The sequence below is a fragment of the Arthrobacter sp. N199823 genome (assembly GCF_002929705.1).
Lineage (GTDB): Bacteria > Actinomycetota > Actinomycetes > Actinomycetales > Micrococcaceae > Specibacter.
Window position 1 is genome coordinate 590,509 of the sequence record NZ_PJIN01000002.1, and the last position, 24,576, is coordinate 615,084.

Here is a 24,576-nt window from a genome sequence, read left to right on the forward strand (position 1 = left end):
AAACCGAAACGGTGCGCCACTCCAGGAGTGGCGCACCGTTTCGGCGTAACCGGACACAGCTTCAGACTGCAGGGCCCGGTACAGAACAGATCGGGACTACTTGGCAGCTTTCGGCTTCTTATCGAACAGGGTTTCAGCCTGCTCCAGCGACATCCCGTTGGTCTCCGGGATCTTGAACATCACGAAGAAGAACGATGCCACGGCAAACAGCGCGTACATGCCATAGGTCAGCGGCAAGGACGCGGCCGCCATGGACGGGAAGGTCAAGGTGATGGCGAAGTTGGCAATCCACTGGGCTGCAGCAGCCAAACCGAGAGCGCGGGCGCGGATCCGCGAGGGGAAGATTTCGCCCAACAAGACCCAAACCAACGGCCCCCAGGACGCGCCGAAGCTGACGACGAATACGTTGGCGGCAACCAAGGCTACGGGGCCCCAAGCGCCGGAGAGCGAGACATCTGAGCCGGTGCCGGAAGCTGTGGAGAAGGCCAGAGCCATGGTGCCCAGGGACAGCGCCATTCCCACTGAACCCACCAGCAGGATGGGACGGCGGCCCACTTTGTCCACCAAGGCAATGGCGACCAAGGTGACCAGGATGTTCACAATGGCTGTCACCACGGAAATGGTCAGCGAGTCCTTTTCCTGGAAGCCCACTGCCTTCCACAAGGTGGTGGAGTAGTAGAAGATCACGTTGATGCCAACGAACTGCTGCAGCATGGACAGGATGATACCGATCCAGACCACGGGCATCAGGCCAAAGCGCTTTCCGCGCAGCGTACCTTGGCGTGCGGCCATCTTATCGGCATGGACAGCGTCCAGGATTTCGCGGATGCTGATTTCAGCGTCCTCGTTCGGTGCAATGGTCTTGAAGACCTTGGCGGCTTCTTCTTCCTTGCCGTGGAGGACCAGGAAGCGTGGGGATTCCGGCAGCACCATGGCAATGACAAAGTACACCACGGCCGGCACGGCGGCGGCGAGGAACATCCAGCGCCACGCCGGCAAACCAAACCACAGCTCCTGAGCAGCGCCACCGGCAGCATTGGCGAACAACGCATCGGAGAGCAGGGCAGCAAAGATACCGACAGTGATGGCCAGCTGCTGCAGCGATGCCAAACGGCCGCGGTGCTTGGCCGGGGAAATTTCAGAAATGTAGGCCGGCGCAATTACGGAGGCCAGGCCAATGCCCAAACCGCCAACGAGGCGCCAGAAGATCAGGTCGTAGACGCTGAAAGCAAAGCCAGTGCCCAAGGCGCTGACCAGGAACAGGATTCCACCAATTTTCATGGCGGGAATGCGGCCCTTGGCATCGGCAATGCGGCCAGCCAGGTAGGCGCCGACGGCGCAACCCAAAAGTGCGACGGCGACCGCGAACCCTGTGAGGGCATCGCCAAGAATGAAGTGATCCTGCATGGCGTCAACGGCTCCGTTGACTACCGATGAATCAAAGCCAAAGAGGAATCCTCCCACCGCACCGGCGATGGCCAGCCCCGCAACTTTTCGAGGTATCCCCGTTGCTGGCTGTTTTGGCGTAGTTGTCCCGGACATGGTTCCCCTTTGAAGCCGCCACGCTCATTTGCGTGGCCCGTTTGAAAAAAGTGCTTAGTAATTCCAAATGGTAAAACTACTCCTAGTGGAGCGTTTCTAGCCGTCATAATCGCTAATCGGGGCAGTGAGATATGACTCATGGGAGCTGCGCCACAGGCAGGGGCCCCGGCCGAGGAACGAGGTTGACGAGAAATCGCGTGGATGGGCCCACAATTCCGAGGGGCCCCGGCCGAGGAACGAGGGTGGGAAGAAAGCGCGTGGGTGGGCCCACAATTCCGAGGGGCCCCGGCCGAGGAACGAGGGTGGGAAGAAAGCGCGTGGGTGGGCCCACAATTCCGAGGGGCCCCGGCCGAGGAACGAGGGTGGGAAGAAAGCGCGTGGGTGGGCCCACAATTCCGAGGGGCCCCGGCCGAGGAACGAGGGTGGGAAGAAAGCGCGTGGGTGGGCCCACAATTCCGAGGGGCCCCGGCCGAGGAACGAGGTTGGGGAGGAATTGGGGATTAGTGGCCGAACGGGTCCGGGTCCACGCCGGGCATCCACGTCAATCCCGGTACGCCCCAGCCATTGTTCTTGGCTGAACGCTTGGCCTTTTTGGAGTAGCGGGCGTTGAGCTTGTCCACGTAGAGCTTGCCGTCAAGGTGATCGTATTCGTGCTGCATGCAGCGGGCAAACCAGCCAGTGGCCTCAAAGTCCAAAACGTTGCCGTCAACATCGAAGCCGCGAACGCGGACCCAGTCGGCGCGCTTGAGCGGAAAATCGACGCCGGGTACGGAGAGGCAGCCTTCTACCTCGTCATCCACGCTGGGCGGGTTCCCGGAAATTTTTCCTACCGTGAGCGTGGGGTTGATGACGACTCCGCGGGCGGGAACGTCGTCGTCGTTCTCCAACTCATAGGTGAAGAGGCGCAGACCTACGCCAATTTGCGGGGCTGCCAGGCCAACGCCATGGGCAGCGTCCATGGTCTCGAACATGTCAGCCACCAGCTCCGCGAGTGACGCGTCAAAGGCTTGGACCTCATCGGCGCGGCGGTGGAGCACGGGCTCACCCAAGATGGTTACAGGGCGAATGGTCATGACTGGTTCCTTTTCAAGCTCGAAAACTGTTTTCACGTTCTAGCGCGTTCAGGCAATGAAAAACACCCCGATCAATTGACCGGGGTGTTGTTCGTGATTCATAACAAACCACATAAGGGGTGAGATACGGGGGTTGAACCCGCGACCTCCTGGACCACAACCAGGCGCTCTGCCAACTGAGCTAATCCCACCATGTCCGCCGTGAGCTTGGAAGTTTGATCCCCCGTGCTTGCGGCAACGACGACTACTCTACCTGATCTCCAAGGGGGGTCAAAACCAAAAAAGGGCCTTTTGGTCAATATGTGATCTAGATCGCGTCACGGTGGCAGAAGAAACGCTAAAAGACGCGGAATTTATCCCGAGAACTTTGCGGAAATCTTCTTGGCTGTGTTGGTATCAGGGCCCGGGGCCGGCACAAACACGGCCTCCCGGTAGTACTTGAGCTCGTTGATGCTGTCGATGATGTCGCCCAGTGCCCGGTGGTTGCCAGTTTTTGCAGGGGACTGGAAGTAGGCACGTGCGAACCAGCGGCGTGAGAGCTCCTTGATGGTGGAGACGTCAATGACGCGGTAATGCAGGTGCTCCACAAGTTCGGGCATGTCACGGGCCAAGAACACCTTGTCGGTGCCAATTGAGTTCCCGGCCAGTGGGGCCTTGTTGGCCACGGGCACGTGCTTGCGGATGTATGCCAGGACCTGCTCCTGCGCGTCTTCCAGGGTGGTGCCGCCGGCCAATTCGTCCAGCAGCTTGGAGGTGGTGTGCATGTTGCGCACAAAGTCACCCATCTGCGCCAAGGCCTCATCGCTGGGCTTGATGACAACGTCAACGCCATCACCCAAAATGTTCAGTTCGGAGTCTGTGACCAGGGCCGCCACCTCGATCAAGGCGTCGTTGACGGCATCCAAGCCGGTCATCTCACAGTCAATCCATACAATGCGTTCATTAGTAATAGCCACCCGTCCAATGTACCGCTAACCAGCCTCCCGCCACCGCGTGCGCTAAAATTGGGGCTTCAGGACTTCAGTGTGGCCCTGTTCATTTGACCCCTTGAGATAAACGTATTTGCGACGGCCGGAGACCCAGGATGAGCAACACCCCGCCCGTCCCCGCCCCGGTGAATACTGGTGCGCAACGGCCTTGGATTGCTCTGCTCCAGGGGTTCATTGCTTCCCTGCTGATCTTGCTTGGATCGGTAGGGGTGGGGTGGATAGCCAATGGCTCGCCCATGATCCGCAATCAACTGGTGATTGACATGCGCACGCAAGGCGTAGGTGTCATCACCTCGACCATCATGCTGACCCTGGGCGCCATCGTCTTGCTGCGTTCCTGGCTGCGGTTGGGACAACGACTCAGCGGCTGGACAACTGGTTCATTGCGCACAGTTGTCGGTGCCATTGTGTTGTGGGGCCTGCCTCTGCTGTTTGCCGTTCCCATTTTTTCACGTGACGTTTATGCCTATACGGGGCAGGGCAGGCTCATGGCTGCTGGACAAAACCCGTACACCACCGGCATCTCCTCGCTCAGCAACTGGTTCATGCTTGGGACCGATCCTTCATGGGCGGAAAACCGGACGCCCTACGGGCCCTTGTTTCTGTGGCTGAGCCGAGGCGTGGTGGCCATTACTGGTGGACAGCCGGATCTGTCCGTGTTGTTGTTCCGTGCACTCGCCTGTGTGGGCGTTGTGCTGTGTGTCATTTATGTGCCAAAGCTTGCTGCACTGCATGGGGTCGACGGCGCCCGGGCGCTCTGGATCTCTGTGGCGAATCCGCTGTTCTTAATATCGTTCGTGGCCAGCGCCCATAACGATGGCCTCATGGTGGGTCTAGCCGTGGCGGGGATTTACTTCGCGGCGACTCACCGAGGGTTGCTGGGGGTGGTGTTGGCGACGGCCTCTATCGCGGTTAAACCCATCACGATCGTATTGCTGCCTTTTGTTGGCTTGTTGTGGGCCGGACACGCAGCTGGATGGGGGAGACGCTTCTTGTTCTGGGCGGCAACCGGCCTACTGAGCCTGGCCATGTTGCTGTTGATGGGTCTGCCCAGAAACCTTGGCTTGGGCTGGACATGGGCGCTGACGGACACCACGCCCGGATACACCGGCTATTCGCCCTCTGGTTTTGGTGGGCAGATGCTCGAGGCGCTCGGTAATGCCGTGGGACTCGACGGTCTGAGCATTGGCAATGGGTTCCGAACGCTGCTGACGGTAGCAAGTATGGGCATCGCCGCGTGGCTCATGCTCTTTGGCGACCCCAAGCAAGTGGTGCGAAGGATGGGGTTGGCGATGGCCGCCGTCGTGCTCCTGGCTCCCATTATTCAACCCTGGTACATCCTGTGGTTCCTGCCCTTCTTGGCAGTGACAGGCATCCGCAATAACTGGCAGATCAAGGCCTGCTACGTGGTCATTGCCTTCTTCGTGGTCTTCGGGGCCCAAGACCAGCTGTTTGTGTGGGGCTTTGTGGCGCTCCCGGTGGCTACTGGCGCGCTGTCCATGGCGGTGGCCGTGGCCGGCGTAGTGTACCTGCTGGTGGTGGATGGGCACACGCGCACGCTGATGTTCAGCCGGGAAGCCGAGACTGACTTGCCGCCTGTTACATCGAGGTAGCGGGTCCGCGCTGAGACGGCAACTTGCAGCGGTCAATCTCGACGCCTACCCGCTACCTCGACGTGATCACTTCATGCCGCCCTTGTGCAGGGCCGCCACAAGCCTGGTTTTGAAGGCGTGCTCATTGAAAAGATCCGCCCATTCGATCCTGATGATGCTCCAGCCGAGCTCAATCAGGCAGTTCTCGCGGATGCGTTCATCGCGCAACACTTCCTGGGTGGGGCGGTATTTGAAATATTTCCCGGCGCCGTCGAACTCGAGGATCACCTTGTAAGCGGGCCAGGCAAAATCTGCGCGATAGAGCCCCTTACGGGTGGAGACGGTGAACTGCAATTGGGCCGGTTCAATGCCGCATGTGCGGATGAGATCACGTGTCAGTGATTCACCTGCTGATTCTGATAACGCGGAGGCAAAATTGAGGGCTGCACGGAATATTCGGATGCCGCGGTGCCCGTCGAGGGCCTGCGCTTCCCTTTCCAACGTTGCGCGGTGAATGCCACTGCGCAGGGCATGATCCATGAGGATCAGGGCTTGTTGGTAGTTCATGGTCAATGCACAGTCCACTGTGGTGCGCAGCAGATTGGTGACGGGAAGCCCATCAATGACTGTGCACTCATCATCGCGAAGTTGCAAGCAGTGGACCCGGACGTCGGACGCCTTCTCGGCGGTACTGCTCTTTCCTGCCCGCGTGATGTGGATGAAATCATCGGCCTTCCACAAGGGCAGCCCATGCAATCGGGCGGCCGAGGCGTGGCTATAGACGGAACGAGTACGCTCACTCGCCACGGCTGTGTGGGCGTGCAGGAAGATGCGGGCCTTCTCCTGACCCAACCAGGTGAGGGATTCCCAATAGGTGGTCCTGACATAGCAGCCGCGGCGGATGCGAAGAAGTACACCGGTCCCGACGAGTGTATTGATGGCATCGGCGTTGAGGCCGGAATCGTTGAGTTGCCGGGTGCGCCATGCGTGCTCATTGGCGGGCAGTCGTCCCTGAAACCCGGAGGATGCCCGCGGCGGCGACTCTGGTGGATCTGGCTGGCTGCCCGATACGAGATGGAGGCCTTTGGCCACTGCCGTCGCCGGTGCGGCCTGATTATTGTTTACCATTGAGGTGGTCATTGTTCAAGCGTGGCTGTCATTTCACGCGACCACCAGACCCATTTTTAAGCCTGTGGATAACCGGCCGCGCGATGGCTGATGCCAGGGCGGTGGCCACTCTCACCGTCGTTATGCCGAGGTAGCGGGTTCGCGCCGAGAACGTAACTTGCAACGGTGGGTTTCGACGCCGAACCGCTACCTCGGCGAAAGACGGGGATAAGGGCGGGCGCCGCTACGGGTCTGGTGCTTACTTCAGTGCGGGGGCAGGAGCGCGTGTTGCTGTGCGGCCCAACTCCACCGTGCGGCGCATAGCCCACACCAGCAGCGTCACCAAGAGCACGTTGCGGATGGTCAGAACGGCGGCCATGATGGGGTTCGCATGGATCAACGGCGTGTAAAACAACGGGTAGATAATGAACGTGGTGAAGGCGATGCCCATCAAGAGTGTGGCTGGTATTTTCCAACGTTCCCAGTCATGCACCAAGCCGGCAACCACCACGGGCAGCAGCCAAATGATGAACTGCGGGGAGCCCACTTTGTTGAAAACGATGAACGCGGTCACCATCAGCAGCGAGCCTTCCAGGAGCAGCTCCTGGCGCTCGGCTCCGCGGCGCAACGCCCAGACCATCAGCACAGCACCAGCCACAGCCGCCACGATCAGCAGTGGCTGCATCAGGAACGCTGCCACCTCTGCCCCGGGACCGTAAACCTCAGTTGAGTTGATGGCCACGTTGTCGGCAATCTTAGACCCGCCAACGCCGAACACACTGAGCCAGACCCACGGCGTGGAGAACGTGGCCTCAAGCTGCATCCCGCGATCTCCCTGGTTAATAGCAAAGTCCAAGAGGTGCGAGCCCGCGCCGGTCAGTACTGCGAACACCGCAACGGCAGAGCTAACAGCCACCCCGGTGAGGAAAACCTGAACGCGTTTAGCGCTGGCAATCAGCAGGGGAGCAATGACAGCCGCCGGCCAGACCTTGATCCAGGTGGCCACCGAGAGCAGCAATGCAGCCACCACGGGCCGTTCAACCGCGTAGAGCAGCGCGATCAACACCAGCGATGTGGTGATGCCCTCCACTCGGGCAAAACTGAGGAACCCCATGAAGACAGTGAAGAACAGCCAGAACCACGCAGGCGCGATGCCACTGACAGCGCGCTTGCCGCGGGTCAAGAACGCCACGCCCACGGCGTTCAGGGCAATGATGATCAGCGTCCAGCCCAGCAGGTACAGGGATGGGCCAAAGATGTTGGCCGCAAAAATAGGCAGCTGTGCCAGCAGGGGATAAACCCACGGGCTGATCGTCTCGCCCAATGCTGACGGGTTGTAGCCCAACAGCGCCCATTGCCGGTATTGCTCGGTGTCGCTGAAGGTGTTGCCGTGGACAATGAAGCTGAACATCCATGCGAGGAAGAAGCCGTGGACTGCTGCGAAGCCCCACCAGACGCTGGCTGGGGTCCGGAACCAGGCAATAGCCGCCGGGGGCAGAATGCGCGCCCGCACGGTCACGGCACGTTCCAACAATCGCTCAAACAACGGCACAGGCGCAGAAATCTTAGAGCTCCTTGTTAGCAGGATCGGTGTTCACGGGCGCAGCGTTGAACGGTTCGGTGTTGACGGGCTCAGCGGCACCAGCGCCGCCGTTGCCGCTCTCAACCACGGCGGGCGTGACGGACACCGCGGAGGAGGCTCCGGCGTCGTGCCTGGGAATGGCGAGGGGATTGCGGCCCATGATGAACAGCTGGCGCACGCTCCACACGAACAAGACGATCAGCAGCAGGTTGCGCAATGTCAACACAGCGGCCATGACGGCGTTGTTGTGGGAGAGTGCGTCGTAAAAGAGCGGGTAGACCAGGAAGGTCAGCACTGCCACGCCGATCAGCATGGTGGCCGGGACACGCCAGGCCTTCCACTGATGTGCCAGTCCCACGGCGACTGCGGGGGCCAGCCACACCATGAACTGGGGAGAGCCAACCTTGTTGAACACAACAAAGGCGGTGACTAGGGCGAGCGAGCCGAAGAGGAGCAGGGCGGTGCGGTCGGCGCCACCATTGCGTTTGCCCGTGTGCAGTGCCCAGAAAACTAGGGCCGCGACGAGGAGAGCTGCGGCGATGAGCAGGGGCTGCATGAGGAAGCTCATGACCTCCGAGCCGGGTCCGTCCACCTGCATGGAGTTGATGTCCTGGTTCATGTACATGCGCGCTCCGCCAATGCCCAGCACGCTCATCCATAGCCACGGCGTGGTGAAGGTGGCCTCGAGCTGCATGCCGCGATCGCCCTGTTCGAGCAGGAAGTTCAGCAGCAGCGGCAGGGCGTTCATGGCCAGTGCCAGTCCCACCACGAAGGCTGTGACAAGCACTCCTGCCAGCACCACCTGCACGCGTTGTTTGACCACTGTGAAAAGCGCCAGCACGACGGCGGCCGGCCAGACTTTTGTCCATGTCGCCACGCTGAGGATGAACGAGGTCAGGAACGGGCTGGCCACACCAAAGCACAGAGCAATCAAGACCACGGGAGCCGTCAGCCCGTCCACCCGGGCAAAACCGAGCCACGCCAGCAAAGTGGTAAAGCCGATCCACCACAGAGCCGCCGGGATCGCCTTGCGGTTGCGGCCCCAGCTGGTGAGTTTGCCCACGGCCAAGGCGTTCAACCCGGCAATCATCAGAACCCAGATAAACAGGAACGGGCCTGGGCCGAAGATGTAGGCCACAGCCATGGGGACCAGCGCCAAAATGGGGTAGACCCAGGGGCTGGGACCTTCTACCCGGGTGCCGTCGAAGTCCACGGAAGCCCAGATGCGGTAGATGAAGGTGTCGCTAAATGCCTCACCGCGCAGCGACAGCAGGCCCGCTAGGACCAGGAAAATCAGGTGCACCGCTCCAAAAACGGTCCACATGCCGCGTGGCGTTGTGAGCCAGTTCTGGGTCCGTGCGGGAAGCAGCGCATCCCGGGAGCGGGTGAGGGCGGCAAAGAGTTTGTCCGTGGAGATGGTCCGGTCCTTCTCATGAGTGGGGCGGTCTGGGCTTGGACCGTAAGTGGTGCCAAGGTGGTGCTGACGCTCAGTAGCGTGGCGTCTTGCCAACGACCTACCCTGCTGGAGTGGGTAGAATGCCAAGAACGGAAGTCCGCGGCTGTTTTCATATTAGCGCAGCGGCCCTTTGCTACCCGGTCAAGAGCCGCGCAAGCGCAGGCCAGTCTTTGCCGCCTCAACGGGTGGAACACATTCAGGAGTTAGTTGTTGACCAGCACTCGCAATGCCCAGCCGGAGGTGAACGCCAAGGTGTCAAGCAAGCTGCTGTTCCGTGCCGGGACTGCTAATTCCGCCGTCTGGCAGGGTTTTGCCGGCTCCATGATGCTGCTACTTGGCTCCCTGGGCGTGGGCTGGCTGGCCAGTAGTTCGGTGCTGATCCGGAATCCGCTGTTCATTCTGGCCAGGACCACGCCAGTGGCAGTTATCACCACAACTGTGTTGCTGTGCCTGGGCGCAGCCTTGATGTTGCGTGCCTGGCTGCGGCTGCGCCAACATCTGGCCGGCTGGGATGAGAAAAGCGCACCTGTCCTGAAAAAGGCCTTGATTCTCTGGGTTGCCCCCATGATGTTGGCCTTGCCGTTGTTTAGCCGCGATTCCTACGCATACATTGGCCAAGGTCGGCTCATGCAACAGGGATTGAATCCCTATACTGACGGCATTTCAGCTCTCAACAACTACTTTTTGCTGGGCCCGGACACCTTGTGGACCGAGGCGCCCACGCCGTACGGCCCGCTCTGGCTCTGGCTGGAACAATTTGCCGTCCTATTACCGGCCAACAGCCCCGAAATCGCGTTGATTCCCTTCCGGATCGCCTGCCTGGTGGGTGTGATCCTGCTGGCCATCTATGTCCCCAAACTGGCCGCCCGCCACGGCTTCAACCCCCACCGCGCCCTCTGGCTGGTAGTTCTGAACCCTGTAGTACTGATCAATTTCATTGGCAGCGTGCACAACGATTCACTCATGCTCGGACTGGTGGTGGCCGGCCTCTACTTCGCCTCCGCTAAGCGCCCGCTGCTAGGGATCGTGTTGGTCACAGCCTCCATCGCCATCAAACCGATCACCTTGATTGCCCTGCCGTTCGTTGGCCTGCTCTGGGCAGGTTCGCGGGCAGGATGGGTGCGCAAATTCAGCTTCTGGGCAGCCACACTGGGTATCTCTACGGCCATCATGGCGGCTATGGGCGCCATCAATGGGCTCGGCTTCGGGTGGCTGGCAGCACTGCAAACACCCGGCACCGTTTGGATTTGGTACGCCCCCGTGGGCCTGCTCTCCAACACGGTGGGCTTTGTCATTTCACTGGTCGGCGGGCCCGGTGGCACTGTCACAGACGTCATCAAAACCATTGGCCAGCTGGCCTCGATCCTGATCGTCATGGCCTTGGCGTTCCTGCCGGTCAAGGCCCCAGCCGTCCCCTTCTCTGAAGAGTCCGACGGCGGCACTCCCGTCCTCGACGAAGCGCAGCTTTACAGCCAGGCCGTCATGCGCCGCATGGCGTGGGCTTTTGCTGCCGTGGTGCTGATGGCCTCCATGATTCAGCCCTGGTACATGCTGTGGCTGTTGGCTTTCTTTGCCATGACGGGGATCAAGGAGGGCTGGCAGATGCGCACAGTGCTGTATCTGAGTGCCTTCTTCACCTTGATCGCCTTGACTGACCAGTTGAGCGTCTTCCCGTGGATTCCCGTGGTGTTGGTGCGGGCCGTGGCCATTGTGGTGGGCTTGGCGAGTGTTTTGTTCGTTATGTTTGGGGATAAGAAAACACGCGGACTGTTTGTGCAAAAATGGGAAATCGCTGCCGCTCGTGACGCCGCCAGCTGATCCGCCAGCTGAGCTAGAAGTGCTTGAGGGCCTCGCGGCGTGAGAGCGGGCTGAGTTGGCTTTCATGGGCGGCAACGTAGTGAAGCACCCAATCAGGATCGGTTCTGGCATGCTGACGCAGTGCCCAGCCAATGGCTTTACGGATGAAGAATTCTCGGTCCCCCAAGTTGGGGCTAATCACCTCATGCAGCAGCTGGGTGTCTGTGGCTGACTTTGCTGCCAGCTGGGCAATGATGGCCGCCCGGCGGAACCAAAAATTGGGATGCCTACTCCAGTCACGTAGCAGCGGTTCCATCGTTGAGCGGTCCTGTTGCAGGAGTTCGCACAGCCGTGGCGCCACAGAATCCACATAATCCCACCATTGACCTGTTTCAATCACGACGGCGTAAAACGGCAGGAGCGTTGGCTCGCCGCGGCCTAGCTTGGAATCGGTGAGCATGATGGCGGCATAGCGTTCCTCACGGTAGCTGGCCTCAGCCCAAAGTTGGCTGACAGTGGCAAGTAGCTCGCTCGTGCTGGTGAAGGGGTATTCCTTCGCGAGCGCCCGCACCGTTTTGCGAACGGCGGGGGAGGGCACCCCCATGTACGGCATCGTGGATTTCATATAGCGGGCCATCCCTGCAGCCTTGTCAGGGATGGACACCGCGGCCAACCTCAGGCCCAGAGCCTGCAGGAAAGCTGTGTTCGAGGTGCCCTGTTCTGGGGATAAAACTGCTGCGCTCATTCCTCCAGCCTAGCGGCGGTGGGACTACCATGTGGTTGTGATGCAGGATCGCGCAACGACGCCCCAAGAAATGCTTGTTGCCGCGCTGCGCCATGCCGGTTGTGTCTTTGCCGAGGAGGAAGCTGCCATCCTGTTGGAGGCGGCAGGGTCTGGCGCTGACCTAGCGGATATGCTGGCACGTCGAGTCCAAGGCCAGCCATTGGAACACATTGTGGGATGGGCCCAATTCTGCGGAATGCGCATGCATGTCGCGCCGGGCGTCTTTGTCCCTAGACGACGTAGCGAGTTTCTCGTGGAGCGGGCGCTCGCCGAATTGTCCGCCAGGAAGATTCCAGGCAGCAACGTTCCTCGGCAGTCACCCGCCGCCAACTCCCCATCGCAGAGGCATAGCTCCCGCCGGCCGGTTGTCCTTGACCTGTGTTGCGGCAGCGGGGCAGTGGGGGCCGCACTGGTTCACGCACTGGAACACCAAGGGCGTGCCGGGAGTGCTGAGCATGCTGAGAGTGCGGCCTGGGCTGGGTGCGAGCTGTATGGGAGCGACATCGACCCAGCAGCCGTAGCCTGTGCCGCAGGGAACCTGGCCGTGGTTCACGGTGAGGCCTATTGCGGGGACCTGTTCGCAGCCCTCCCGGAATCACTGCGTGGCAGGATCGATCTGATCGTGGCCAATGCGCCCTATGTTCCCTCAGGGGCCATCGCGTTGCTGCCGGCAGAGGCTCGCATCTACGAACCCGACGCAGCCCTCAACGGAGGCGCCGACGGCTTAGAAATGCAACGGAGGATTGCTGCCGAAGCGCCGCGCTGGCTTCGCACGGGCGGCACCTTATTACTGGAAAGCAGCGCGCGGCAGGCGCAGGAAAGTCAGCGCATCCTGTCCATCCATGGCTTCGAGGTGTCCTGGCATCGTCGGGAGGAATCTGACGCGACGGTTGTCACGGGACGCCTGCTGACGGCCTTTTTGCCGGGTCAGCGGTGAGTCTTCCGCATTGCCTGCCGATGCGGGAAGATGGGACTACCCCGGCACACCGGACGGGCCCTGATCAGCAAGGGGGATGCCATGAAAGCACTCTTCGGACAAGGCTCAGTAGTGGTAGGCCTGGTGCCGGGACAAGACCCGGCAGTCTTGGAATCCGCTGTGGCTTTGGCCGTAGCCACAGGATCAGAACTTGTGGGGGCCTATGTTGATCCAGGCAGCTACCTCATTGAGTGGGACCCCAGCGGCAGTGTTCTAGGCCAATCCATGGAACGGGCTCTCGATCCGGAGGATGACGCGGCTCTCGACGTCCTGGAACTGGGGCCGCTGCTCGAGAGCGCTTTGGCACAAAATCGGCTTCAGGGGAGCTTTCGTATCCTGGGCGGGGATCCAGCCATGGCGCTGGGGCGGTTGGCGGAGGCCGTGAATTCGGCCGTCATTGTGGTGGGTGCCCGCCGCCCCGGCCTCTTGGCGGGGGTCAATGAGGCTTTGACCGGTTCGGTGGTGCGCAAGCTGCTGGCAACCCAGCGGGTCCCCGTGCTGGCCATTCCCCGCGCCGATGCGCACCGGCCGTTGCACGGCTGATCATCGCTGAGCATAGTGCCACCTGTACGGGCCACACCTTCACCGGCCATGTTGCCGGGCGCATCGCCCTGCGGGACGGTCAGCTCTGCGGAATAGTCAGCGCTGGGCAGCCACTACGGCGGCTAGCTGAGCCAGACCCTTTTCAAAGTCACCGCCCACCAGCTTGTCCATGTTCATGAACAAGGCAAATACCCGGCCAATTCCTTTGTTTTCACCCGTCATGGTCCAGGTGACGGTGGTTCCGTGGCCGTCCGGGGCAAAGGTGAACGTTGTGGGGTTGACTGCCTTCATGGGCTTGGTAAATTCCAGCCGAATGGCAATCCGCGAGGGCTCCACGGCTTCAACGATTTCCATGGTGCCGGCGCCTGCCTTGCCGTTGCCCTTCCACGCGTATTTGGCTCCCACGCCATCCACCGGACCGGAATACGAGCGCTGCATGGACGGGTCGATTCCCTCCCATGGTGACCAATTCAGCCACCCTCTGAATCCAATGACGTGTGGGTAGATTTCTTCTGCCGGGGCGGGGATGAAAGCGCTGCGGGAAACACTAAAAGTGGACATGGGGACAGCCTATGCCTGCGCACCCACCAAGTCTTCAAGAAGCCGGACAATTTCTTCCGGCGCCGACAAAGAGCCGGCAAAAACTTGAGCCGGCTCGCACGCTCGGCTGCCCGGACAGGCACAGTCTGGCTGTATAGGTCAGACTGAGGGAATGGAAAATATTGTGGCACGCTGGCGCAGGGAGCTGCGCGGCACCTTCAGCAACAATTCACCCACCGTCCCGCAGTGGGAGCGGGACCTGGAAAAGGGCGACGACGGAGGCTACTTTGGGCCCGAATCGGCGGCTTGGGCGGTGCACGGCTCAATGACGACCCTCGTGGCAGGCATCCAGGCCCTGCTCATTCAAGCCCTGCACCCGGGTGCGCTGGCCGGTGTGCAAGACCATTCCAGTTACCGCACAGACCCGCTGGGCAGGCTGGCCGGGACAATCCGGTGGATCTTCACCGTCAGTTACGGGGATACCGCGACGGCCCGGGCAGCCTCGGAGAAGGTGCTGCACATCCACAACTACATCCGCGGACGCTACACCACCAACACGGGAGAGGAACGCCCTTACACCGCCAACGATCCGGACTTGCTGCACTGGATTCACCTCGCCTTCACCCAAGCGTTCCTTGGCACCCATTTGGCCTACGGGGCCCAGCACGGCAACGGCACTGCGATCCCGGGAGGGCCCGACGCCTATGTGGCGGACTGGGCCGTGGCCGGGGCACTCATGCGCGTGGACAACCCGCCCGCCACGGTGGCTGAACTGAAGGCCCAACTGGCTGCCTACACACCCGAGCTGCGCTACGACGAACGTGTTGCCGAGACTGTCGCCTTCATCAAGAATCCGCCGCTGCCGCGCTCGCAGCAGGCTGGCTACCGGGTACTCTTTGCCGCGGCGGTGGCCAGCCTCCCAGCGGAATACCGGAGGCTGTTGCGGCTGAAGACTCCTAGGATTGGCCCGGTGCCGTTGCCGGTGACGGTGCCTACGAAAGCCGTGCTCGCCGTCGTGCAGTGGAGTTTGGGGGCCATGGGGCCCAGCGAAGCCGCCGCACGTGCCCGCCGAACCAGGCTCGGGGTGGAGGCGGCTCCCAGCAAGCGCCGGTAAGCTGTCGGTGGCACATTTGCCGTCCGCTTCCCAACGAGCCAAGGACTGAAGTCAGCCCATGACGCCCCGCATTTTTTACCGCACCATTGCCATTGCAGAAGCCATCACGTGGACGCTGCTGATCGCGGCAATGATCATGAAGTATGTCCTGAAGGTGGGGGACTGGCCTGTCAGCATTGGCGGTTTTGCGCACGGTCTGGTGTTCATCGCGTACGTGACCACAGCGGTTCTGGTGGGGCTGAATCAGCGCTGGCCCAAGCGGCTCATTGTTGGCGCGGCGGCCACGGCGTTCGTGCCGTACCTGACCATCCCTTTTGATAAGTGGCTGGAGAAGAAAAACATGCTCGACGGCGGATGGCGCACCACCGCCACCGACCACCCGCGCGATTCTCACTGGGTCAACGTGGTGCTGCGCTGGATGCTCAACCGGCCCGTGCTGTTGAGTGTGGTGTTCGTGGTTTTTGTTGGCGGGGTCATGGCCACCATGTTGTTTGTTGGCCCGCCCGGCGGCGGCGCGTAACCTCTTCGTTTGGGCCGGGCCGTCTATGACGGGCCCGGCCTAATGTTCCCCGGCTCCCGGGCCGTCCGAGCCACGGAACGCCAGCAGCTGCGCCTGCATCGTCCAGTAAGAGGTGGCCGCCGGCGGTTGGTGGCCGTCGCGCAAGGCATTGACAGCTTCGACGGCGGAATCCACGGCGCGGCGGTACGGCAGTGAACCGGAACTGACCCGCCGTACGCCCAAGTCCCCGAGCTCGGCAAGCGTCAGTGTGGGATGCGCCAGGACGTTGACAGGCAGGCTGATCCCGGCTGTGATGGCCCGGATGTCTGCCGGGGAGCTGAGCCCGGGAACAAAAATTCCGTCGGCCCCGGCATCTGCGTAGCACCGGGCGCGGGCCAGGACGTCCTTGACAGTGGCCTGCTCGGAGAACCAGAAATTGTCCACGCGTGCATTGATGAAAACACTCGGGCTGCGTTCCTTGACCGCGGCAATTTTGCCGGCAAAGGTGGCCGGATCCACCAGTAGCCCCTCCGTGCTGTCCTCCAGATTGATCCCGGCCACGCCCAGCGCTGCCAGCTCAGCCACTAAGTCAGCCACTTCGCCGGCATCCTCGGAGTAGCCGTCCTCTGAGTCGACGGTGACATGGGCAGGCAAATTCTGCAGTTCCGCGGCGAGTTTAGCGCTGGCCAGCTTACTGGAGCGGCCGCCGTCGGGCATTCCAGCGCTGGCGGCAATGCCGAAGCTGGTGGTGCCCACAGCGGGATATCCGGAAGCCGCGAAGGCCAGCGCTGAGCCCACATCCCAGGCGTTGGGCAGCAGGAGCGGTGTGTCGCCCTGGTGGAGTTCTAGAAACGTCGCCATGGTCATTCCCAACTGCGCACCCGACTGGTCACCCGTCTGTGCGCAAGGCATTGTGGACTGTCCACGAGTCTACAAGCGCAGGGTTGCTGGCGGCAGGCTTCGGCTGGTGCCATCGTGGCCAGCCCGGCCATCCGCCGTCGAGCGTTAAATCCGTTACATCGTTACATCACTGCACAGCCGGAGTCCGGCAGCACCCTATTCGTTGGCGGCGTAGGGGTTGACGGTTCTGCCCTCGAACGGAGTGAACCAGGCGGAAACGTCCAAGTTCGCCATGCCCATGGATGCCACGGCCGGGTCGTTGCCGATGCCGTCCAGCTCCGGGACATACAGCAGCTCGTGGTCAAGATCCTCGAACAACATGTCCTCGGCCGTGGAGCGCCAGTCCTCGGCGAGACCTAAGTTGGGCAACAAGTCCGCCAGCACTTCCACCTGGTCAAGGACCAGCTTCAACGCCAATTCCTGGGCTACGCAGGCGGGTGCTTCGAATGCTGTTGCCAGCGCGGTGCCGAGATCAAAGGCCACAGCTAGGAAGCGCTGGGCAAACAGCGGGCCGTAGCTGGCACCCTGCAGCGGGGGCAGGGCCGAGATCTGGGTGGTCTCAGCGGCGTCTTCCGGGTTTTGCCGAAGAATTGAAACATCGTCCAGGAGTTCATCGATGAACGTCTCGTAAGCCCAGTGGATGGCGCCGCGGAGAACGGTGGCCTCCCGCAGTCGGCTGGCCGTCAGTGCGGGAACGGTTTCCTCTGGGTCGCAACCCAGGCGTTCAAGGTCCAGGCCGGGCAACTTGGCTGCCGCCGCAAGGATCGTGTTGAGCCAGTCCTCTTCGCTCTCTTCGATCTCATCACCGGAATCCTCATGCTCGGCGGTGTCGGTGACGGTGTCGGCATCGTCGAAGACTCCGCCCTTCCCAGCGACGTCGCCAAAGGCCTCGCTCTCCCCAACAAAGTCGCCGTCGGGTTCGCCATCCGGTCCCTCCAGCCACATGGTTGCACCTACTGCCAGAACACCCGGAATGGCGCCCACTACCTCGGACGGTTCTACCAGCATCATTAGCGCAGCGTCGGCTCCTTCGCTGGCCTGCTCCAGCATTCCTGCCAAGGTTTCCGGGTCCGCTCCGGCGTTCTCTTGCGCCCACGAGCGGGCGTGGGCCTGTACCGCGCCGGCGTTGGTGAATTCAAGGTCTAGTTCTAGATGCAGTCGTGCTGTGCGGGAGGTATCCATGCAGGAAAGCCTATCCCGCCATTGCGCCCTGCCGCCCGCATCGCGTCACTGGTAACGAGTTGGGGCGGTTGTGGCGGTTGGCGGCACAGGCGTCACGGAACCGTGTCAGCTGGAGGGCCGCGGCGTCACCTCTAACGGGCGGGTGGCTAGGCGGGACAGGTCCAAGCGGTTGGCGGCCCCGGTTTTGCGCAGCATGTTTGAGATATGCGAGCTGACGGTCTTCTCGCTGACAACGAGAGACCGGGCAATCTCACCATAGGTGCGCCCGGCTACCACGTGGTCAAGTATCTCCCGCTCCCGCGGCGTCAAACCGGGGAGCACTTCGTAGTGGGAGCGCACGGCAACATCCGGATGACGTGTGTCGATGCGGGCCCTGACGGCTAGTTCCTCGAGCCGGCCCCGGAGCGGAGAGGCTGCCAGTTCTTCGGCCAGATCAAGCCCCCGACGCAGCCACAGGGTGGCAGTTGCGCGCTGGGTGTGGCCACGCAGCAGAATGGATTCAGCGCCCTGCCAACAACAATAAGTTTCCTCCCAGAGGAACTGCACGTCGTGGAAGGCGTCGGCTGCGGCCGTCCACTGGGCTGCGTTCTCGCTGCCAGCCCTGGCACGTCCAAGTTCCGCTGCGTACCAGTGGTTGAAGGCAGCCAACTGCTGCCGGGACAGGGCAGAATTGTAGCCCTCGTCGGAAACGACCTGTGGGAACCGCGCCTCCAGGTCATTGAGCAGGGCCAACAGCTCCGCGGTTGGATGTGCGCCGTCCTGAGCCTGCCGGATCCTGTCGGCGAGAGCCCGGGCGGCCAGCGGGATCAACCACTCGCACATGGTTGGCGGCGCTCCGGCAGTGCACGCCCCATACATGGCTGCGTCATAGGCGGCTTCCAGTTTCCCCGCGGCAAGGAGCACCTCAGCACGGACGGCGTCAAAACTCAGGTTCAGGAAGGCCACATTGGTGGCGTACAGCTCTTCCGCGCGGGCGAGGTGTGCCTCCGCCTCATCTTGTCTGCCCTGCCAGGCCGCGAGTCTTGCCGCTACGAGGCGGGTATCGACGTCGGCCATGACCCCGGGATCCCTGCCCAAGGCAAGGCGGAGGGCTTTGGCGCAGTCACGCCAGCGGCCCACGGCTAAATAGCTGGCCGCCTCGTTCGCGGCCAGTTTGGCGACGTAGGTATGCGGGGCGCTCAGGTCGAGAAGTTGCTGGCGCCCGGTGCTCATGAGCTCGGCAAACGCCAGGCTTGACCAGCATTCAGTGGCGTTGGCCCGCCACATTGTGGCATGGACGAATGCCCAGAAATCGCGGGCCGCCACAGCTGCGTGCACACCCCTGGTTGCGAAGCCGATGGCTGCTGTGGCCCGGTCAGCAAAAACGGCGGCCATGGCGTTTGCCGTCAATGCGTAGCTCAAGGCGCGCTGGTTCCCGGCAGCCTCTGCAACGGCGAGTGCCCGCCCGGCGCAGGCCGCAGCCTCGGTATCGTCATGCCACAGCCCGGCATGGGCGAGCTCGGCCAGCGCGAGCCCATGCTGCCAACTGCCCGGCTCGACGGCGGCCAGCAGCACCGCCTTGCGTGCATCCTCGACGGGGAGAAAAGCCTTGCCCGTTGAAAAACGCAGAAGGCTGCGGCGCACCCACAGTTCAGCTTTCGCCAAAGTCGCGGCACCGCCGTCGGGCAGGTCAAGAAGAGCCTCCACCGCAACAAGCTCCTCCTCCAGCTGGCCCGTTTCCTCGGCCGCCGCCCGCAGCAGCGCCCACAGCTGCGCAAAACTCTCCTGCGCTTCGGGAACACTGCTGCGCAAGGTGAGGGCGCGGCGGATCAAACGCAGCATTTCGGCCGCACCGCCAACCTCTCCTGCAGCAGCCGAGGCCCGCAAGGCCGCATGGAACGCGGCCGCGGCATGGCCGGCCGCATAGTGATGGTCGGCCAGGGCCGCCAGTGCTTGGAAGTCCGGAGGGTTTTGTCCGGACAGCTGGTCCTCGTAGTGTTGCGCAATCACCGCATGCCAGCTCCGGCGCTGATCACCATCGAGTTCCTGTAGGAGGGCCTCGGCAATCATTGGGTGGTGGAACCACCAGAGGGTGGCGTCGGGTCCACAGTCCAGAATGCCTGCGGCGGCGCTTTCGTGCAGGAGTGCCAACGCGCCGCCGGACCGCCGTTCGGTTGGGTCCATGGCGTGGTCCACTGCGGGCATCAGGGTCTCCAGCTCATGTGCCCCGATGGGGCGCCCATCCACAGCCATGAACTGGGTCAGCGTCTGGGCGCCGGGGGATAAGGCAACCCACGAACGCAGTACCGCCACCTTCAGGTCTGCGGGCAGCTCGCTGGGCAGGTGGCGTGAGCCCGTGTGGACACCGGCAACAACCAGCCGGTTGAGGTAGGCGTTTCCGCCGGTGTGGTTGAACACGTCCTGGACCAGGCTTTGGTGTGGCGGGCCGCCCATCAGGCCCGCCAACTGGAGCCCGGTGTTGAGCCGGTCCAGCGGGCCCAGCGCCATCCATTCCACACGTGGCAGGCGGCGGATGTCGGCGAGCCAGCGCAGCAGCCTGTTCCCCGCGCCGGGCTCGCCGTTTCTCAGGGTGGCAATGAGGGCTAGGCGTCTCTCGGCTGGCCCGGCAATGAGGTACATCAATACATCCAAGGTGCTGAGGTCTGCCCAGTGGAGGTCGTCGATAACGAGCACCACGGGACGCAAGGGACACAGCTGGTCCAGCCACGCATCAATGATGACAGGGATATCCGGGTGCGCCTGGCCGGAAATGATGTTCGTGGGGTGTTCCACACCGTCAACGTGCGGGGCGTTCCGGAATGCGGTGCGCAGGGCTAGGAAGGGCACGCTCATGGAGGCCAAGGGCAGGGCCGTACCTGAGAAGATCCATGGTGCCGAGCCGGCCGCGCGGCACGCTTGCTGCACCAAAGCGGTCTTCCCCACACCAGCGTCACCGGAGATGAGCAGGCTTCGGGCAGACCCGGAGGCTGCAGTGTCAAGAAATGTCCTCAGGGCAGCCAGCTGCGCGGCCCGCCCGACGATTCCGTCCCCTTCTGTTCCCGTGATTCCCTCCACGACTCATTTTCCCACGCCACACGCCGTCGTGTCCTGAAAATCTGAGGATGGAAATGGAGTTTCTCAGGGGTCTGCCCGGATGCCGGCGGGTACACCGCGAGTCACAGTTGAAGTACGAGAAATAGCCCGCCAAGGAGGCAGCATCATGAACACTTCGCATCAGGGGCGCCGATGGACCGGAGCAGCCGTTGCAGCCCTGCTGCTGGCCACCGCCATGGCGGCACCGGCCTCGGCCAGACTGGATCCAGGCGGCCCTCCGGTCGACAACACGCAGCACGTGTCCCCGCAATGTCTGCTGCAACGGATTGACCAGCAGCTAGTCCGCTGCGACAGCCTCACCGGGGGAGGGGTACCTGCCGCATCTTGGGTTCCGGAGCAATAGCGGGCCACCCCTGGCGAATCACCGGATGCCGCGGCCCGGTCGCTCACGCAGGGCACCGGCAGACCTGATGTACTCAGGTCTGCCGGTGCCCTGCGTTTTTCGAAAAACCGAGCGGATGGTGATGCGAGAAGATCTCGATCTGAGGGAGGGATTTCTGGCCTGCGATGACAATAAAAAAGAAATAATGAAAATTATTACACTGCGGACTGGATTTATGTAGACATTCTGCTGTAGCTTATCTAGTAGTCCCCGACGAGTCGTCCGGGATGTCCGCGTGCAACTGAAGGGAGGCCATGATGTTTACAAATATCAAGTCCGGAATTATCGGATCTCATCATGCCTTTACTGGCACGCCCGACAACCGCTGGCACATCTAACCACTGTCACAGCGTAGGGCCGCCACCGTAAGGCTGTTCGGCCAGTGCTGCATTTATGCGGCCACCTTCGGACCGATGATCCGGGTCATTCACCGCAATTACAGCTCGTAAAATTTCTGCACCTCAACTGCGTTGTGAGGGCTCAAATGCTGCATCTGCGGGAACCCCTAATGTCCTGGTCCGATCAATTCGTACAAAACAAATCGCGCATTTTTGTGCTCTTATGACGCCATTTTTCGTTTATTCAATAAAAGAGAAGAAGGCTTTATTTGCCGCGCCCCAATATGTCCACTTATTCACATCCAGCGCCGAAAGGAGGTGTCATTATGAGTCCCAAGCCCCGCAGATCGTCCATCAAGCGAGTCTTCTTCACGCCTGTAGACCAGGAAAAGTTCAACCAGATGCGCGAGCGTCAGTATCGCGAGATCATTCGAGTTGACCTCTTCAATATCCGGTAGTCTCCGCTGCCACTCAAGCGGTGCCGGCGACGGCGCCTCACTGAAAGGAGGCACCGAAATGACCATTACACATTTCGATTTCCTCATCCCGTACCTGGGGGCAGAGCATCATGCCCCAGGCGGACACCGTGAACAGCCCGTGCTGATATGCACGGGCTGTTTCGTTTAACTATTGCGCGCGAACGCCGAGGGTCTCATCGCTGTCCGAGGGTCAACTTCCCTAGGTGATACTTGAAGCTACAAGTAAAGGGTGTATCTTTAGAACAAAGGCCCCGTGCAGCGGCTGGCCACTACCCAAGGAGTTTGAATGAACACCACCTTGCGCGATGTGCGCTCACCTGGCTGGAGCGCCACTGATGCTCCTCAGACGCTAGTTCTGTTTCTGCACGGATACGGATCCAACGAGCACGATCTGCTCCAGTTGGCACCTGCCCTAGGCCTCGAGCTGCCGTGGGCTTCGCTACGTGCACCGCTGGATCTGGGCAATGGTGGAGCGGCATGGTTCTCAATTACCACTCCCGGAAACCCCGACGCCGCCCCGGTGGAAGAAGCCACTGAGGCGATTTGGGCCTGGATCGATAACAACGTGAACCCGGCGACTCGTGTTGTCCCCGTCGGTTTCTCGCAAGGGGGTCTCATGGCCAGCCAACTGTTGCGCACCCGGCCACAGCGCGTGGTTGCTCCGGTGGTGTTGGGCGGATTTGTTTTGGGTGCCGCACAACCTGGCGATAGCCTGCTGCTTGAACAACGCCCGGCACTCTTCTGGGGGCGAGGAGCCGAGGACCGGGTCATCGCCCCGATTGCCATCACGCGCAGTGGAGAGTTCCTGCCGGTGCACACCACGTTGACAGAGCACGTTTACCCAGGCCTGGCGCATGGGATTAATGCGAGCGAACTTAATGATGTCCGTGACTTCATCACCCTTGAAGTAGGTGCCCAGGAGGTGGCCTCGGCATGAGCGCGACCTCCCCGTTTGAGATCGGCATCTTCACCTTTGGTGAACTGACCCGTGACGTGCACGGGCAGCCCATCGATGCTCTGACGCGTACGCGCGACATCCTCGAGTGGGCAAGGGTTGCCGATGCGTCAGGGTTGGATGTGTTCGGAATAGGCGAGCACCACCGGGAGGACTTTGCTGTTTCCTCGCCCGCCGTGGTGTTGGCGGCCGCTGCCGCGCAAACCAAGAATATCCGCCTGACTAGCACAGTTACGGTGCTCTCCAGCGCTGACCCAGTTCGCGTGTTTGAAGACTTTGCAACGCTGGATCTTGTTAGCGGTGGGCGTGCGGAGATCACTGCTGGCCGGGGTGCCTATGTGGAATCCTTCCCGTTGTTCGGCCAGAACTTGGAGCGTTATGACGAGTACTTTGAGGACCGGCTGGATCTGCTGCTGCGCATTCGCGATGAAAACCCCATCACGTGGAACGGCACCACACGCCCTCCGCTGATTAACGCTGGGGTGTGGCCACGCCCGGCCCAAGCGGCACTTCCCATCTGGGCTGCCGTGGGCGGGACACCTTCCTCAGTTGAACGGGCCGGACGGCTGGGCTTGCCGATGTATCTGGCCATCTTGGGCGCCCCGGAGCGTTTCGGTGCGCTGGCACAGTTATATCGGCGCGCAGCGCAAGAGGCTGGTCGGGAGCCCGGGCAGATTGGCGTCACCTCACACTTCTATGTTGAGGAAACCTCCCAAGGGGCCAAGGATACGTTCTTCCCGCACTACTCCTCTTACATTGAGCAGAACATGCCGCGGGCCGGCAGGCTGGATCGTCCCAGTTTTGAGCATTGGGCCGGCCCCCGCGGAGCACTTTTTGCCGGAAGTCCTGCTGAAATTGTGGACAAGATCCTGTGGGAGCACGACGTTCTGGGCCACACTCGCTTCCTCGCACAAGTTGGCCTGGGTGGGTTGCCGCAGGCTGCCACCTTGCGTTCCATCGAATTATTGGCCACCGAGGTGCTGCCCGCAGTGCGAGCTGCGCTGAAACACTAAGGCTCTGGCCCGTCACAAACGCAGAAGGGCGCCTAGGCTGGTCAAAGTGCTGGTAAAAGTGGCTGTGAAGGGATGAACCGTGGACGTGCTTGAGTTCCATGACGGCGGTGAGTGGCAATCTTGGCTGAAGACTCGGCACGAGCAAAACAGCGAAGCGTGGTTGCGCATCGCCAAGCGTCATGCGGCTCTGGAGCTCATCAATATTGTTGACGCGGGAGACGTTGGACTTTGTTTTGGTTGGATTGATGGCCAACGAAAGTCCTACGACGAGCTGTCCTTTGCTCAGCGCTATTCACCTCGGCGGGCGAGGAGCCCATGGTCGCAGGTCAACGTGGAGCGCGTTGAGGCTCTCCTGATTGCCGGCCGCATGGAACCGGCGGGCGTGGCGGAAATGGAGCAAGCCAAGGCAGACGGCCGATGGAGCGCAGCCTATGCCCCGCAGCGAAGCGCCCGTCCTCCCGCTGAACTACTCGAGTCTCTCGCCCTGCGCCCACTCGCATTATCCGCCTTCGAGGACCTGCCGCGCTCAGAAAAGTACCTGCTGATGTTGCCACTGTTGAAGGCCTACACGCCCAAGGGCAAGGAGACGGCCCTGGCCCGCATCATGTCCCGCCTTGTGCAGAGTTAACACTTGCGCACG

The 24,576-nt window shown here is 61.7% G+C and carries 22 protein-coding genes and 1 tRNA gene; 11 read left to right on the forward strand and 12 right to left on the reverse strand.

Features of this window, described 5'->3' with window-relative positions; translation table 11 throughout:
- Positions 1-96: 96 nt before the first annotated feature.
- The 4 genes from CXQ93_RS06585 to orn form a co-directional block, all read right to left on the reverse strand.
- On the reverse strand, positions 97-1,542 hold the full coding sequence (locus CXQ93_RS06585; protein WP_104109609.1) for a sugar porter family MFS transporter: 1,446 nt from the start codon (positions 1,540-1,542) through the stop codon (positions 97-99).
- A gap of 500 nt (positions 1,543-2,042) precedes the next feature.
- A complete protein-coding gene (def, locus tag CXQ93_RS06590; protein WP_104109610.1) occupies positions 2,043-2,615 on the reverse strand; it encodes a peptide deformylase in 573 nt (190 codons plus the stop codon).
- 118 nt (positions 2,616-2,733) lie between these two features.
- Positions 2,734-2,806, reverse strand: a tRNA-His gene (locus CXQ93_RS06595).
- 162 nt (positions 2,807-2,968) lie between these two features.
- On the reverse strand, positions 2,969-3,571 hold the full coding sequence (gene orn, locus CXQ93_RS06600) for an oligoribonuclease (protein WP_104109611.1): 603 nt from the start codon (positions 3,569-3,571) through the stop codon (positions 2,969-2,971).
- A gap of 128 nt (positions 3,572-3,699) precedes the next feature.
- Here orn and mptB (CXQ93_RS06605) point away from each other — a divergent pair, with 128 nt between their 5' ends.
- Positions 3,700-5,217, forward strand: a complete 1,518-nt coding sequence (gene mptB / locus CXQ93_RS06605; RefSeq protein ID WP_104109612.1) for a polyprenol phosphomannose-dependent alpha 1,6 mannosyltransferase MptB — start codon at positions 3,700-3,702, stop codon at positions 5,215-5,217.
- Positions 5,218-5,283: 66 nt separating this feature from the next.
- On the opposite strand, the gene CXQ93_RS06610 is transcribed toward mptB (CXQ93_RS06605), so the two are convergent.
- The 3 genes from CXQ93_RS06610 to CXQ93_RS06620 all read right to left on the reverse strand — a co-directional run bounded on the left by CXQ93_RS06610 (position 5,284) and on the right by CXQ93_RS06620 (position 9,209).
- Entirely contained in the window at positions 5,284-6,336 is a 1,053-nt protein-coding gene (locus CXQ93_RS06610; RefSeq protein WP_104109613.1) for a hypothetical protein, read from the reverse strand.
- Between the two features lie 226 nt (positions 6,337-6,562).
- Positions 6,563-7,822: a DUF2029 domain-containing protein gene (locus tag CXQ93_RS06615; RefSeq protein WP_104109773.1), complete on the reverse strand. Its 1,260-nt coding sequence runs from the start codon at positions 7,820-7,822 to the stop codon at positions 6,563-6,565.
- Between the two features lie 46 nt (positions 7,823-7,868).
- Complete coding sequence (locus CXQ93_RS06620) at positions 7,869-9,209, reverse strand: DUF2029 domain-containing protein (protein ID WP_104109774.1); 1,341 nt, start codon at positions 9,207-9,209, stop codon at positions 7,869-7,871.
- Positions 9,210-9,551: 342 nt separating this feature from the next.
- Here CXQ93_RS06620 and mptB (CXQ93_RS06625) point away from each other — a divergent pair, with 342 nt between their 5' ends.
- Entirely contained in the window at positions 9,552-11,159 is a 1,608-nt protein-coding gene (gene mptB / locus CXQ93_RS06625; protein WP_104109614.1) for a polyprenol phosphomannose-dependent alpha 1,6 mannosyltransferase MptB, read from the forward strand.
- Between the two features lie 13 nt (positions 11,160-11,172).
- On the opposite strand, the gene CXQ93_RS06630 is transcribed toward mptB (CXQ93_RS06625), so the two are convergent.
- Complete coding sequence (locus CXQ93_RS06630; RefSeq protein WP_104109615.1) at positions 11,173-11,883, reverse strand: DNA alkylation repair protein; 711 nt, start codon at positions 11,881-11,883, stop codon at positions 11,173-11,175.
- Positions 11,884-11,923: 40 nt separating this feature from the next.
- Here CXQ93_RS06630 and CXQ93_RS06635 point away from each other — a divergent pair, with 40 nt between their 5' ends.
- The gene (locus CXQ93_RS06635; protein ID WP_104109616.1) at positions 11,924-12,859 is read left to right on the forward strand and encodes a methyltransferase domain-containing protein; all 936 of its coding nucleotides are present in this window, start codon (positions 11,924-11,926) and stop codon (positions 12,857-12,859) included.
- An 81-nt stretch (positions 12,860-12,940) separates the two neighbouring features.
- Positions 12,941-13,441, forward strand: coding sequence for a universal stress protein (locus CXQ93_RS06640; RefSeq protein WP_181036071.1), 501 nt, complete (start codon positions 12,941-12,943; stop codon positions 13,439-13,441).
- Positions 13,442-13,537: 96 nt separating this feature from the next.
- Here the strand turns inward: CXQ93_RS06640 and CXQ93_RS06645 are convergent, their stop codons facing one another.
- Positions 13,538-14,002: an SRPBCC family protein gene (locus tag CXQ93_RS06645; protein WP_104109618.1), complete on the reverse strand. Its 465-nt coding sequence runs from the start codon at positions 14,000-14,002 to the stop codon at positions 13,538-13,540.
- A 151-nt stretch (positions 14,003-14,153) separates the two neighbouring features.
- On the opposite strand from CXQ93_RS06645, the gene CXQ93_RS06650 reads away from it, so the two are divergent.
- A complete protein-coding gene (locus CXQ93_RS06650) occupies positions 14,154-15,095 on the forward strand; it encodes an oxygenase MpaB family protein (protein ID WP_104109619.1) in 942 nt (313 codons plus the stop codon).
- A gap of 58 nt (positions 15,096-15,153) precedes the next feature.
- Entirely contained in the window at positions 15,154-15,615 is a 462-nt protein-coding gene (locus CXQ93_RS06655) for a DUF3817 domain-containing protein (RefSeq protein ID WP_104109620.1), read from the forward strand.
- Between the two features lie 39 nt (positions 15,616-15,654).
- Here CXQ93_RS06655 and CXQ93_RS06660 read toward each other — a convergent pair whose 3' ends face one another.
- From CXQ93_RS06660 to CXQ93_RS06670, 3 genes are all read right to left on the reverse strand, one after another.
- Positions 15,655-16,455, reverse strand: coding sequence for an isocitrate lyase/phosphoenolpyruvate mutase family protein (locus CXQ93_RS06660; protein ID WP_104109621.1), 801 nt, complete (start codon positions 16,453-16,455; stop codon positions 15,655-15,657).
- Between the two features lie 195 nt (positions 16,456-16,650).
- Positions 16,651-17,676 carry a hypothetical protein gene (locus CXQ93_RS06665; protein ID WP_104109622.1) on the reverse strand — a complete coding sequence of 342 codons (1,026 nt, stop codon included), beginning with the start codon at positions 17,674-17,676 and terminating at the stop codon, positions 16,651-16,653.
- Positions 17,677-17,781: 105 nt separating this feature from the next.
- Positions 17,782-20,730 carry an AAA family ATPase gene (locus CXQ93_RS06670; protein WP_104109623.1) on the reverse strand — a complete coding sequence of 983 codons (2,949 nt, stop codon included), beginning with the start codon at positions 20,728-20,730 and terminating at the stop codon, positions 17,782-17,784.
- Positions 20,731-20,875: 145 nt separating this feature from the next.
- On the opposite strand from CXQ93_RS06670, the gene CXQ93_RS06675 reads away from it, so the two are divergent.
- The 5 genes from CXQ93_RS06675 to CXQ93_RS06690 all read left to right on the forward strand — a co-directional run bounded on the left by CXQ93_RS06675 (position 20,876) and on the right by CXQ93_RS06690 (position 24,564).
- A complete protein-coding gene (locus CXQ93_RS06675; RefSeq protein WP_104109624.1) occupies positions 20,876-21,112 on the forward strand; it encodes a hypothetical protein in 237 nt (78 codons plus the stop codon).
- 703 nt (positions 21,113-21,815) lie between these two features.
- On the forward strand, positions 21,816-21,947 hold the full coding sequence (locus CXQ93_RS21065) for a hypothetical protein (protein WP_256939682.1): 132 nt from the start codon (positions 21,816-21,818) through the stop codon (positions 21,945-21,947).
- Positions 21,948-22,254: 307 nt separating this feature from the next.
- A complete protein-coding gene (locus tag CXQ93_RS06680; protein ID WP_104109625.1) occupies positions 22,255-22,905 on the forward strand; it encodes an alpha/beta hydrolase in 651 nt (216 codons plus the stop codon).
- Positions 22,902-23,936 (forward strand): LLM class flavin-dependent oxidoreductase, encoded by a 1,035-nt coding sequence (locus CXQ93_RS06685; RefSeq protein WP_104109626.1) that lies wholly within the window; start codon positions 22,902-22,904, stop codon positions 23,934-23,936. The genes CXQ93_RS06680 and CXQ93_RS06685 overlap by 4 nt, the downstream gene beginning before the upstream one ends.
- Positions 23,937-24,015: 79 nt before the next feature.
- Entirely contained in the window at positions 24,016-24,564 is a 549-nt protein-coding gene (locus tag CXQ93_RS06690; RefSeq protein WP_104109627.1) for a YdeI family protein, read from the forward strand.
- Positions 24,565-24,576 lie beyond the last annotated feature (12 nt).

Coding starts and splice junctions, on each gene's coding strand:
- CXQ93_RS06585 (WP_104109609.1), bottom strand. CDS start 1,542: ATGTCCGGGACAACTACGCCAAAACAGCCAGCAACGGGGATACCTCGA.
- def (WP_104109610.1), bottom strand. CDS start 2,615: ATGACCATTCGCCCTGTAACCATCTTGGGTGAGCCCGTGCTCCACCGC.
- mptB (WP_104109612.1), top strand. CDS start 3,700: ATGAGCAACACCCCGCCCGTCCCCGCCCCGGTGAATACTGGTGCGCAA.
- CXQ93_RS06610 (WP_104109613.1), bottom strand. CDS start 6,336: ATGACCACCTCAATGGTAAACAATAATCAGGCCGCACCGGCGACGGCA.
- CXQ93_RS06620 (WP_104109774.1), bottom strand. CDS start 9,209: ATGTGGACCGTTTTTGGAGCGGTGCACCTGATTTTCCTGGTCCTAGCG.
- CXQ93_RS06630 (WP_104109615.1), bottom strand. CDS start 11,883: ATGAGCGCAGCAGTTTTATCCCCAGAACAGGGCACCTCGAACACAGCT.
- CXQ93_RS06635 (WP_104109616.1), top strand. CDS start 11,924: ATGCAGGATCGCGCAACGACGCCCCAAGAAATGCTTGTTGCCGCGCTG.
- CXQ93_RS06640 (WP_181036071.1), top strand. CDS start 12,941: ATGAAAGCACTCTTCGGACAAGGCTCAGTAGTGGTAGGCCTGGTGCCG.
- CXQ93_RS06645 (WP_104109618.1), bottom strand. CDS start 14,002: ATGTCCACTTTTAGTGTTTCCCGCAGCGCTTTCATCCCCGCCCCGGCA.
- CXQ93_RS06650 (WP_104109619.1), top strand. CDS start 14,154: ATGGAAAATATTGTGGCACGCTGGCGCAGGGAGCTGCGCGGCACCTTC.
- CXQ93_RS06655 (WP_104109620.1), top strand. CDS start 15,154: ATGACGCCCCGCATTTTTTACCGCACCATTGCCATTGCAGAAGCCATC.
- CXQ93_RS06660 (WP_104109621.1), bottom strand. CDS start 16,455: ATGGCGACGTTTCTAGAACTCCACCAGGGCGACACACCGCTCCTGCTG.
- CXQ93_RS06665 (WP_104109622.1), bottom strand. CDS start 17,676: ATGGATACCTCCCGCACAGCACGACTGCATCTAGAACTAGACCTTGAA.
- CXQ93_RS06675 (WP_104109624.1), top strand. CDS start 20,876: ATGAACACTTCGCATCAGGGGCGCCGATGGACCGGAGCAGCCGTTGCA.
- CXQ93_RS21065 (WP_256939682.1), top strand. CDS start 21,816: ATGAGTCCCAAGCCCCGCAGATCGTCCATCAAGCGAGTCTTCTTCACG.
- CXQ93_RS06680 (WP_104109625.1), top strand. CDS start 22,255: ATGAACACCACCTTGCGCGATGTGCGCTCACCTGGCTGGAGCGCCACT.
- CXQ93_RS06685 (WP_104109626.1), top strand. CDS start 22,902: ATGAGCGCGACCTCCCCGTTTGAGATCGGCATCTTCACCTTTGGTGAA.